General features: G+C 65.2%; 9 protein-coding genes. 7 read left to right on the forward strand and 2 right to left on the reverse strand.

Annotation, left to right across the window (positions count from 1 at the left end; genetic code table 11):
• Positions 1-245: 245 nt before the first annotated feature.
• From OEX18_10600 to OEX18_10615, 4 genes are all read left to right on the forward strand, one after another.
• A complete protein-coding gene (locus OEX18_10600; protein ID MDH4337707.1) occupies positions 246-524 on the forward strand; it encodes an integration host factor subunit beta in 279 nt (92 codons plus the stop codon).
• Between the two features lie 83 nt (positions 525-607).
• On the forward strand, positions 608-1,633 hold the full coding sequence (locus tag OEX18_10605; protein MDH4337708.1) for an aminotransferase class I/II-fold pyridoxal phosphate-dependent enzyme: 1,026 nt from the start codon (positions 608-610) through the stop codon (positions 1,631-1,633).
• Positions 1,634-1,670: 37 nt separating this feature from the next.
• Positions 1,671-2,417, forward strand: coding sequence for a 16S rRNA (cytidine(1402)-2'-O)-methyltransferase (gene rsmI / locus OEX18_10610; GenBank protein ID MDH4337709.1), 747 nt, complete (start codon positions 1,671-1,673; stop codon positions 2,415-2,417).
• A 48-nt stretch (positions 2,418-2,465) separates the two neighbouring features.
• Positions 2,466-3,092 (forward strand): CDP-alcohol phosphatidyltransferase family protein, encoded by a 627-nt coding sequence (locus tag OEX18_10615; GenBank protein ID MDH4337710.1) that lies wholly within the window; start codon positions 2,466-2,468, stop codon positions 3,090-3,092.
• 1 nt (position 3,093) lies between these two features.
• Here the strand turns inward: OEX18_10615 and tmk are convergent, their stop codons facing one another.
• The gene (tmk, locus tag OEX18_10620; protein ID MDH4337711.1) at positions 3,094-3,726 is read right to left on the reverse strand and encodes a dTMP kinase; all 633 of its coding nucleotides are present in this window, start codon (positions 3,724-3,726) and stop codon (positions 3,094-3,096) included.
• Positions 3,727-3,973: 247 nt separating this feature from the next.
• Here tmk and OEX18_10625 point away from each other — a divergent pair, with 247 nt between their 5' ends.
• Both OEX18_10625 and OEX18_10630 read left to right on the forward strand, forming a co-directional pair.
• Positions 3,974-5,641, forward strand: a complete 1,668-nt coding sequence (locus tag OEX18_10625) for a S41 family peptidase (GenBank protein ID MDH4337712.1) — start codon at positions 3,974-3,976, stop codon at positions 5,639-5,641.
• 33 nt (positions 5,642-5,674) lie between these two features.
• Positions 5,675-6,358, forward strand: coding sequence for an MtnX-like HAD-IB family phosphatase (locus OEX18_10630; GenBank protein ID MDH4337713.1), 684 nt, complete (start codon positions 5,675-5,677; stop codon positions 6,356-6,358).
• Positions 6,359-6,363: 5 nt separating this feature from the next.
• Here OEX18_10630 and OEX18_10635 read toward each other — a convergent pair whose 3' ends face one another.
• On the reverse strand, positions 6,364-6,897 hold the full coding sequence (locus OEX18_10635; GenBank protein ID MDH4337714.1) for a hypothetical protein: 534 nt from the start codon (positions 6,895-6,897) through the stop codon (positions 6,364-6,366).
• A 241-nt stretch (positions 6,898-7,138) separates the two neighbouring features.
• On the opposite strand from OEX18_10635, the gene OEX18_10640 reads away from it, so the two are divergent.
• Complete coding sequence (locus tag OEX18_10640) at positions 7,139-10,246, forward strand: HYR domain-containing protein (GenBank protein ID MDH4337715.1); 3,108 nt, start codon at positions 7,139-7,141, stop codon at positions 10,244-10,246.
• Positions 10,247-10,306: the final 60 nt, after the last annotated feature.

Genomic DNA, 10,306 nt, shown 5'->3' on the forward strand with positions numbered 1-10,306 from the left:
TTCTCGGCCGCGTCGCGGCGTCCGCCTGGCCGCCGCGGCGTGCCGCGCGCGCAAACGTCCCGGATCATCCCCATGGTGGCGCGTCGCGGCGTGCGTGGTCTCTCACAATGAGGCCCGGTGTCGCGTTTCGGGCTTCCGTCAAAAACCCCTTGACCTGTCACGAGTTATGGGGCAATATGGCCCGCGACGGTTTCGCCCCCCGCGGGCATTTTCCAGACTGGGCTCTCGAGAAGGAGGCTCGCCCGATGACCAAAGCCGAAATCGTAGAAGACATCGCCAGCAAGACGGGTCTCACCAAGAAGGACGTCGCCACGGCGATGGACATGTTTCTCGAGTCCATCTCGAAAGCCCTTTCCGAGGGGAAGCACTACGAGATCCGCGGATTCGGGACCTTCAAGGTCAAGCAGCGCAAGTCGCGCATGGCGCGCAACCCGCGCACCGGTGATGCGGTGCCGGTTCCGGACCGGAAGGTTCCCGTGTTCAAGGTTTCCAAGGAACTGAAGGACCTCGTCGCCAACGCCTGAGCGTTTCCGTCCCTCCGTTATGAATGAACCGGCACCGCCCGCGCGGGCGGTGCCGGACTTTCCACCACGAAGTCAGGCCAGCAATGATCGACCTGCGTAGCGACACCGTCACCCGTCCCACCGCGGCCATGCGCCGCGCCATCTCGGAAGCGCCGGTGGGCGACGACGTCTTTGGTGACGACCCCACCGTGATCGCGCTGGAAGAGCGCGTGGCGGAACTGGCTGGCAAGGAAGCCGCGCTGTTCGTGCCCTCGGGCACCATGGGCAACTTCCTCGGTCTGGCCGCCACCGCGTCCCCGGGCGACGAGGTGATCCTCGACCGCCAGTGCCACATCATGAACTACGAGGTGTCTTCGGTGGCCGTGCTGCACGGCCTGCAACTCAACGCGCTCGACGGCGAACGCGGTGCGCTGCGCGCGGAGATGATCGAGCCGCACATAAAGGTGGAGTCGTTGCACACGCCGGGCACGCGGATCATCGCCATGGAGAACACCCACAACCGCGCCGGCGGGTGCATCTATCCGTTCGAGGAGATGAAGCGGGTGCGGGAACTGGCGTCGGCGCGCGGCATCAGCGTCCACCTGGACGGCGCCCGACTGTGGAATGCGCACGCGGCCACGGGCGTGTCCATCGCCGATTACGCCGCCTGCGCGGACACCGTGAGCATGTGCTTCTCGAAGGGCCTCGGCGCGCCGGTGGGGTCCATCCTGGTGTCGCGCGCCGACGTGATCGCGCGCGCGCGCCGGCTGCGCAAGCGCCTGGGTGGCGGTATGCGCCAGGCGGGGATCCTGGCCGCGGGCGCGCTGTACGCGCTGGAGCACCACGTGACCCGCCTGCGCGACGACCACGACAACGCGAAGCGGCTCGAATCGTACATCCGCCGCGTCCCGGCCTTCTCGCTGGACTTTCCCGTGGAAACCAACATCGTGGTGTTCCGCGTGGACGCGAAGGCATGGACGGTGGAAGACCTCCTCGCGCGGCTGCGCGAGCACGACGTGCTGGCGGTGGCCTTTGGTGCGGGACGCGTGCGCATGGTGACCCACCTGGACGTGTCCGCCGCCGACGTCGACCACGCCGGCGAAGCGTTGCTCGAGATCGCGGGCCGCTGAAGCGGCACGGTTTCCACCCGTCCCCCGGAGACTTCCCATGTCCCAACCCGGCACCCTCACCCTGGTCGCAACACCCATCGGCAACCTGGGCGACATCACCTTGCGCGCCATCGAGGTGCTCAAGGGGGTCGACGTGGTTCTGGCCGAGGACACCCGGCACACCGGCCGTCTGCTCAAGCACCTCGACATCACCACGCCGCTCGAGAGCTACCACGACCACAACGAGGCCCGCATCACGCCCGCGCTGGTGGAACGCATGCTGGGTGGCGCCAGCATGGCGCTGGTCACGGATGCCGGGACACCGGGGATCTCGGACCCCGGCTTCTACCTGGTACGCGCCGCGCTGGCCGCCGGCATCGCGGTCACCATGGCGCCGGGCGCCAACGCCGTGCTGCCCGCGCTGGTGCTGTCGGGATTCCCGTGCGAGTCATTCGTGTTCGTTGGGTTTACGCCGCGCAAGCCCGGCGAACTGGCCAGGACCATCGAGGCCCTGGCGGAGGAGCCCCGCACCACGGTGTTCTACGTGTCGCCACACCAGTTTCGCAAGGTGCTGGAGAAGATCGCGGCGCGCTTCCCGGAACGCGAGATCGCGGTGGCGCGCGAGTTGACGAAACTGCACGAAGAGGTCGTGCGTGGCTCCGCGCAGGAGGTTCGCGACCGGCTGGGGCCGCGCAAGGAGCAGGGCGAGTTCGTGCTGGTGGTGAAGGGTGTTGGCTGGCGCAAACGGGGCCGCAAACACCCGGATGAAGACGCGCCGGAGGCGCCCGCAGCGCCGGACGCTTGACGTCCGGCAAGGGCGGGTGGTAGCGTCCCGCGCGCCACCGGATCAACCATGAACACTGCCTCCACCCGAATGGACAAGCGCGCGCTGCAGGCGGGCGCGCGAAAGGTGCTCGACCCGATCGTCGCGCTGCTCGCGTCGCTGGGCGTCGCACCCCTGCTCGTCAGTCTGTTCGGGGTTGTGTTCAGCGTATGGGGAGCCGTGGTGGTGGGGCGCGGATCGTTGCTGGGCGGGGGGATCTTCCTGCTCATCGCGGGCCTGTGCGACGTGCTCGACGGCGACCTCGCGCGCCGCGCCGGCAAGGCATCGCCCTTCGGGGCATTCATCGATTCCACGCTGGACCGCGTCAGCGAGTTCGTCTTCTTCGGCGGTATCCTGCTGTACGTGGTGGGGCGACCCGAAGGCTATGCCCTGTGGGAACCGATTGTCATTCTGCTCGCGCTGATGGGTTCCATGCTGACCAGCTACGCGCGCGCACGCGCGGAGGGAATCGGGGTGGACTGCAAGGTGGGATTGATGGAGCGGCCGGAGAGGATCGTGTTGCTCGCGATCGGTCTTATCGCGGGCCACCGCTTTCTGATGGCGGTCATGATTCTGCTGGCGGCAACGTCGCTGGTCACCGTCGTGCAGCGCATCAGCCACGTCCACCGTTCGTCGGCCGCGCGCGATTCCCGTTGATTCAGTCTATTCCGATAGCCGCCACCACCGCCGCGTGCACGTCGTCCACGGCCATGGTGCCGTCGATACGCACGACGCTCCCAAAGCTCGCCTCGTACTGCGGCATCAGCTTCTCGTAGTTGCGCGCAATCGTCTCCAGATGGGAGCGGTTCTCATAGATGGTGGTGTCGCCGCGGCGCGCCGCCAGGCGCTCCAGGCATACATCCACCGGAACGGCGAGAAAGAGCGTCACGTCGGGCGCGGCGCACCCCTGGTTGACATCGAGCACCCACTCGGCGCGAATCGCGGGGTCGAGTGTCTGATAGGCCATGGAGGAGAAGATGTAGCGGTCGCACACGACGTGTTCGCCCGCGCGCCTGCGCGCCTCGATGACCGCCGAATGCGCCAGGCGGTCGGCGGCGAACAGGAGTCCCATGACGCGCTCGCCCGGCCGATACGGAGATCCATCTCCCGCGCGCTCGCTGGCAGTGAGCAACCGACGGATGAATGCCCCCACCGGATCCGGAGTTGGTTCGTTTGTCAGGAAACTCGGCGTTCCCTTGCGCGTAAACAATGCTTGAAGCTTGGCGGCCTGGGTGGTGGTTCCGGCGCCGTCCAGGCCCTCGAAGACGATAAAGCGTGCGTGCCGCGGCATGTTGGGTGATACCGCCCGGCTTCGAGCGGTCCCCGGAGTCTAACAGCCCCCCGCCGCCGGGAAAAGGGCCGGTTGCCGCCCCGGGGCGATTCATTTATATTTCGCCCGCTTAGGCGGGTTACGGCGTGGGGCAGCGGTGCCCCGGAGTGGCGCCGGGAACCCGAGCGCGGGGAACTGGAATACATGTTGCAAACGACGGAAAAGAAACCGGTTAGGCCTCGTTTTGCCCGAGTTTAGGAGGGTCACCTTGAAGCGCATCACCCCACGTCATCTCGTCATCGCCATCGCGTTTCTCGCGGTTGGGCTGGTTGCGGCCGGCTCCTTCGGACAAAGCAAGGCCCGGGAAAAGCAGAACGACGTCTACCACGACCTGGAGATCTTCACCAAGATCCTCGAAAAGGTCTCGTTGAACTATGTCGACGAGGTCGACACGCACGAGCTTATTCAGAAGGCCATCGAAGGCATGCTCGGCGACCTCGATCCACACAGCCAGTACCTGTCCGATCTGGAGTACGAGGACCTCATGGTCAGTACCCGGGGCGAATTCGGCGGGCTGGGCATCCTGATTTCGTTCCGCGACAATTATCCGACGGTCATGTCGCCCATCGACGGCACGCCGGCCGAGCGCGCGGGAATCCGCGGCGGAGACCAGATCATCGAAATCGAGGGCATCGTCACCGAGGGCTGGGCGGTCGACAAGGCGGTCGGCTACCTGCGCGGAGAGCCGGGCTCCAAGGTCCGCTTCAAGGTGAGCCGCCCCGGACAGACCGAAGCCATCGAGTATGTGCTCACGCGCGAGGTCATCAACGTCACCAGCGTGCCCTACCACGGCATGCTGGAGGAGGGTGTTGGCTACATGCGCGTGTCCAACTTTGCCAAGAAGACCGCGCAGGAGATGGAAGATGCACTCGCCGATCTCGAGGGCCAGGGGATGCGCGCACTGGTACTGGACTTCCGTTCCAATCCGGGCGGGTTGCTGCAGACGGCAACCGAGGTGAGCGAGCTGTTCCTCGACAAGGACAAGCTGCTCGTCTACACCAAGGGCCGGCTTTCCAACTCCAACCGCAAGTACTACTCATCCAACCGGCACGTGCACAGCGGATACCCGGTGGTGGTGATGGTCAATGGCAACAGCGCCAGCGCTTCCGAGATCTTTGCCGGCGCCATGCAGGACTGGGACCAGGCCATCGTGGTGGGGCAGACGTCATTTGGAAAGGGAACCGTGCAGACGGTATTCCAGCTTTCGGACACGGAAGCGGTCAAGCTGACCACCGCCAAGTATTACACCCCGTCGGGCCGCAGCATCCACAAGGACGATCGCGCCCGTCACGGCGAAGACAGCGTGACGGCGATGAACGATGGCGGCATGGACGTGGATGATGTCTCGGATCTGACCCCCGACGAGACCGAGACCACCGAGGTCAAGGGGCTCGCGGCGGCCAAGGAGAAGCCGGTCTACTACACGTCCAGCGGACGCATCGTGTACGGCGGCGGGGGCATCACGCCCGATGTCGAGTATGCGCCGCGCGACTACACGGAGCTCATGCGCCGCCTCGAGCGCGATGGGCTGGGATTCTCGTTTGCGATCGACTATCTGAAGGACCACGAGATCGCGGAGAACTTCCGTACCACGGACGGGATTCTCAACGAGTTCTACAAGTACCTTGCGAGCAAGAATTTTGAGTACAAGAAGGAAGACCTGACCGAGGAGAATGTGGATTACATCCGCACCATGATCGCGCGCGAGGCCGTGAACGCACGTTATGGCCGCTCCGCCATGTACCGCGTGGTGCTGGATCACGACCCCGAGATCCAGGAAACGCTGAAGATGATAGACAAGAACCCGACGCTCAAGGACATGTTCCGCTACGCGGAGCAGGAGAAGAGCGTCAAGAAGGCCGCCGTCGAACGCTAATGGCGGTCAGGTTCCTTTCCCCTGGTGAGTGAGATGCGCAAGATCGCCGTCCTCTGCGATTTCGACGGCACGGTTGCCCAGGACGACGTGGGCAACCTGCTGTTTCGCACCTTTGCCGCGCATGGCGACGCGGCGGAGGTGGTGTCGAAGTGGGAGCGCGGGGAGATTTCCTCTCGCGAGTGTCTCGAACGGGAGGCCTCGCTGGCCAGATGTTGCGCCGAGGAACTGCAAAAGTTCGTTCACGCCCGCCCGCTCGATCCCTACTTCAAAGACTTTCATGACTTTGCCCGCCAGCGCGGCATCGAGGTCGTCGTGCTCAGCGACGGGCTCGATTTCTACATCGAGCAGATTCTGATTCGCAACGGCCTGGGACAGATTGAGTTCTTTGCCAATGCGCTGCGCCTCGAAGGGCAGAAGATGCGGGTGGAGTTCCCCTGGTACAACCTGCTCGAGTGCACCGACTGCGGTTGCTGCAAGACCCACCACCTGCTGCGCTACCGGGAAGAGGGCTACTTCATCGTGTACGTCGGCGACGGTCTCTCCGACCGCTGCCCGTGCCAGAGCGCGGATCTCGTGTTCGCCAAGGGGGATCTCCTCGCGCACTGCCGGAAGCAGAACATCGCGCACGTGGAGTTCAAGAATTTTCGTGACGTCGAACGTGAAGTCCTGAAGCGTCTCGTGCTCAACGGCGACGCTCCCTCCGCACGCGAGCTGTAGCGCCCTTACTCCCGCGGCGGCCGCGCCAGCTCTTCCAGCAACATCGAGTCCGTCATGTCCGGATACTGGGCCCGCCACTTGTCGAAGTCGGCCCAGAACGCCGAATCGTAGTCGTTCGTGTTGAAGCGCATCGAGTACATCGCCGACGACGGATTCAGGATGGGATGGTCCACCGAACTGTCCGGGAGGTTGTAGCGCGGGTCGCCCTTGTAGGTGGTGTAACCGACGTCGGCCATGAAGTGCACGAGGTCGGTGGGGATGATGCGGCCACGATCGACGTATCGAGCCAGCTCCGCGTCGATGCGTTCCACGTCGGCCGGGGCGACCAGGCCGCGGTCCGCGCGCTGGTAGAACATGTTGAAGAGCTGCTCGACCTCCAGCCGGCGTTCGGAGTCGATGCTGTCGGGCAGGATGGCGACAAAGCCGCGCACCAGCCGGCCGCGCCGGTTCGTGTCGGGATTACCCTTCTGGCAGGCGAGGCCCAGCGCGATCGTGGTCATGACGAGAAAGAAGACGACGGCGGAAAGGCGGTGTTTCATGCTGCCTCCAATGAACCCAATTGAGCCCCGCGCGTCAATAATGAACCCCGCCGCCGGCGTGCGATCCCGCGGAACCTGTCGCGGTGGTCCCTCCTGTCATTCCGCCCCGTTGACATGCTAGAATACACGCCTCCGAGGTCTTGCCTGATCGGAGGGCGTCCCGCTTCATCATTCCCCAGGCGCGCCGGCGCTCAATCAGCGAGCAGTATCCTGTCCCCCGAACCACCAAGGAGGGCATGCCATGCCTTCACGGATGCGTTTGCTACCGCGCACGCGATTACTTGTAGTTCTCCCGGTGCTGGCTCTGGCGAGCACGCTCGTAATCCCGACGCGCGCGGAAGCCCCTGCTTTCGCGGGTGGAAGCCACTGGCCGATGGAGGCCAGTTTCTACAATCCCGACGAACCCCTCAATTCTCAGGTCCTGTTTGCGCCGCCGGGCGCGAACATCCCTCTTGGCGCCACGGTCGAACCGACGGTTGCCGTTGATCCCAACAACCCGCTGCGCGTCGCCGCGGCGTCGCTCTTCTCCATCCGCGTCTCCACCGACGGCGGTGTGACGTTCCAGCCAACGGTGGCGGCGCAGGTGCCGGCGACCCACGGCCTGTGCGGTGACCCCTCGGTGGGCTACGACAGCCAGGGGCGCCTGTTCTGGACCTACCTCGGTTGCCGCGGCGGTGGCATCGACATGTTCATCGCGCAGATCAGCCCCACGACGGGCGCGATCCTGCCGGGCTATCCCGTCAACATCACGGCGGCGATCGGCCTGCCGGCGCCTGCCAACGCGCATGACAAGGAATGGCTCGCGGTGGACCACTGGGCGGGAAGCCCATACCGAGACAACCTGTACGTCGCGTGGAGCGATCTCACCGGCGCGTCCGCCATCCGCGTGGTGACCTCTACCGACCAGGGACTCAACTGGAGTGCTCCGGTGACCCTCTCGGGCGGCGGAGAAGGTTTCGTGTGGCCGGTTCACAACACGGTTGCGCCCAATGGCGACGTGTACGTGAGCTACCACGCGCCCGCCTCCAACGGGACGGCCGGCCGCGTGTACCTGCTTCGCTCGACCGACGGCGGCGTGTCGTTCCCGCAGAAGACCAACCCGTACGGGGCCGGTCAGGCGGACGTGACCTTCAACGTGCAGAGTCAGGCCGGCGCCATTCCGGGCACCCAGTTCTGGCTGCAGGGCAACGGTCAGGCCTACGTGCTGGCCGACCCCAACGTGGCCGGGCGTATTTACGTGGTTGCCTCGGACGATCCGGACAACGACCACACCACGGGTGATCCCTCCAATGTGTACATCGCCACATCGAACAACTTCGGCGTCAACTTCGGCGCGCCGGTGAGGATCGACGATGGCCCGGGCAATACCTTCCAGGTCATGCCCAGCGCGGGCATCGACACGGGGAACGGCTGCATGGTCGTGCACTGGTACGACAATCGCAGCGGTGCCACCAACGCCGGGGGAGACTTCCTGCTGGACGTCTACGCGCGCGCCAGTGGTGACGGCGGTGTCACCTGGGGACCGAGCATCAAGCTCAACGACGTTCCCTTCGATCCCGTCGCAGGGGCGCGTTGCCGCTACGGCCCGGTGGGCTGCGGCGACTTCGACACCGTCAATACGTTGCGCATCGGCGAATACAACGGTGTGGCCACGGCCAACGGTGTCGGCTTTGCGGTCTGGGGCGGAAATACCTTCGACGGCGGCGGGAACGCAATTGGCCAGCAGACCATTTTCGACCGGTTTGCGTTCGACAGCATGAAACCGGCCATGACCTGCCCCTCAGACATCTCGCTCGAGTGCACACAGCACGGTGGCGTACCCAAGACGAACCCGGCCATCGTGGCCTTCCTCAACGTCACTGCGACCGACAATTGCGACACCAACGTGCCGGTGACGAACAACGCTCCCGCGTTGTTCCCGCTGGGAACCACCACGGTGACCTTCATGGCCACCGACGATGCCGGCAACACGGAAACCTGCACCGCCGACGTTACCATCGAGGACACCACGGATCCGACCATCACCTACTGTCCGGTGGACATGACGGTGGAGTGCACGAGCCACTGCGGTGTTCCGAAGGCCGAGCTGGCCGCGTGGCTGGCGGGGTTCGCGGCGGAGGACCTCTGCGACGCGGATCCGGACCTGACCAACGACGCCCCGGATTGCTTCCCGCTGGGCCCGACGGTGGTGACGTTCACCGCAACCGACGAGTCCGGCAATTTTGCACAGTGCCAGGCCACGATCACGGTGGAGGACACCACGCCGCCGGAGATCGACGTGGTGCTGGATCGCGACGTGCTGTGGCCGCCCAACCACAAGCTGGTGGAGGTGTGCATCGAGACGATCTCGGTGACCGATATCTGCGACCCCAACCCGACCTGGGTGCTGTGGAACGCGGAGTCGGACGAACCCGACAACGGCAAGGGCGATGGCAACAGCAACGATGACATCCAGGGAGACGTGACCGGAACGCCGGATCCGTGCCTGGATCTGCGTTCGGAGCGTCAGGGTGGCGGCGATGGCCGCAAGTACACCATCTACTACCAGGCGATGGACATGTCGGGCAACGTTGCCTATGACACGGTGTGCGTGCGGGTGCCGCACGACCAGTCGGCGTCGGCGCTGGCGGCACTGGGCTACAGCCCTGACGGCCGCTCGCTGAGCAGCAACAGCGACAAGTTCGCGCTGGTGATCCCCACCACCGACAACGTGGACGCGGCGCTGCTGGATGTGTCGCGGATCTACCTGGGGAACACGGCCGGTGTCATCAAGGCGAACGAAGCGCGGGTGGTGGACGTGACCGACGACGGGCGTCCCGATCTGGCGCTGTTCTATTCCACCGAGGCGCTCACGGCGAGTTCGAGCAGCTACAACATGGACGGTTCCGACTCGGCCATCAAACGCGATCGTGGTGACGGCCCGCAGGGTCTGCACTACACCTCCGTTTCGGGGGTCGACTACCTGGTGAGCGACATCTTCGCGCTGGGCACGCCGGTGGTTGTTCCGGGCGGCGGAGGCATCGTGCCGCTGCCGGGTGCACCGGATGTGCAACCGGAGCCGGTGATTGCAAAGGAGACGGCGTTCTCGTCGGTGCATCCCAACCCGTTCAACCCGCAGACGACGGTGGGTTACACGTTGGCCGGGCCCGCACGGGTGCGGATTGCCATCTACGACGTGCGGGGTTCTCTGGTGCGGCTGCTGGTGGACGCGTCGCAGCCGGCGGGGTCGCACAACGCGGTCTGGAACGGGGTGGATGACTCGGGACGTTCGTTGACGTCGGGCATCTACTTCGTGCGCATGATCGCGGGGTCATACGTCGAAACGCGTAAGATCGTCATGCTGAAGTAGACGACCGTCTGCTCCGGCATCTCGAAGAGAACAAGCGGGCCCCCTGCGGGGGGCCCGCTT

It is taken from the genome of Candidatus Krumholzibacteriia bacterium, assembly GCA_029865265.1.
Taxonomy (GTDB): domain Bacteria; phylum Krumholzibacteriota; class Krumholzibacteriia; order WVZY01; family JAKEHA01; genus JAKEHA01.

What these genes read in the sequence shown, in the direction of transcription:
- OEX18_10600 (MDH4337707.1), top strand. Translation starts at nt 246, where the DNA reads ATGACCAAAGCCGAAATCGTAGAAGACATCGCCAGCAAGACGGGTCTC.
- OEX18_10605 (MDH4337708.1), top strand. Translation starts at nt 608, where the DNA reads ATGATCGACCTGCGTAGCGACACCGTCACCCGTCCCACCGCGGCCATG.
- rsmI (MDH4337709.1), top strand. Translation starts at nt 1,671, where the DNA reads ATGTCCCAACCCGGCACCCTCACCCTGGTCGCAACACCCATCGGCAAC.
- OEX18_10615 (MDH4337710.1), top strand. Translation starts at nt 2,466, where the DNA reads ATGAACACTGCCTCCACCCGAATGGACAAGCGCGCGCTGCAGGCGGGC.
- tmk (MDH4337711.1), bottom strand. Translation starts at nt 3,726, where the DNA reads ATGCCGCGGCACGCACGCTTTATCGTCTTCGAGGGCCTGGACGGCGCC.
- OEX18_10630 (MDH4337713.1), top strand. Translation starts at nt 5,675, where the DNA reads ATGCGCAAGATCGCCGTCCTCTGCGATTTCGACGGCACGGTTGCCCAG.
- OEX18_10635 (MDH4337714.1), bottom strand. Translation starts at nt 6,897, where the DNA reads ATGAAACACCGCCTTTCCGCCGTCGTCTTCTTTCTCGTCATGACCACG.
- OEX18_10640 (MDH4337715.1), top strand. Translation starts at nt 7,139, where the DNA reads ATGCCTTCACGGATGCGTTTGCTACCGCGCACGCGATTACTTGTAGTT.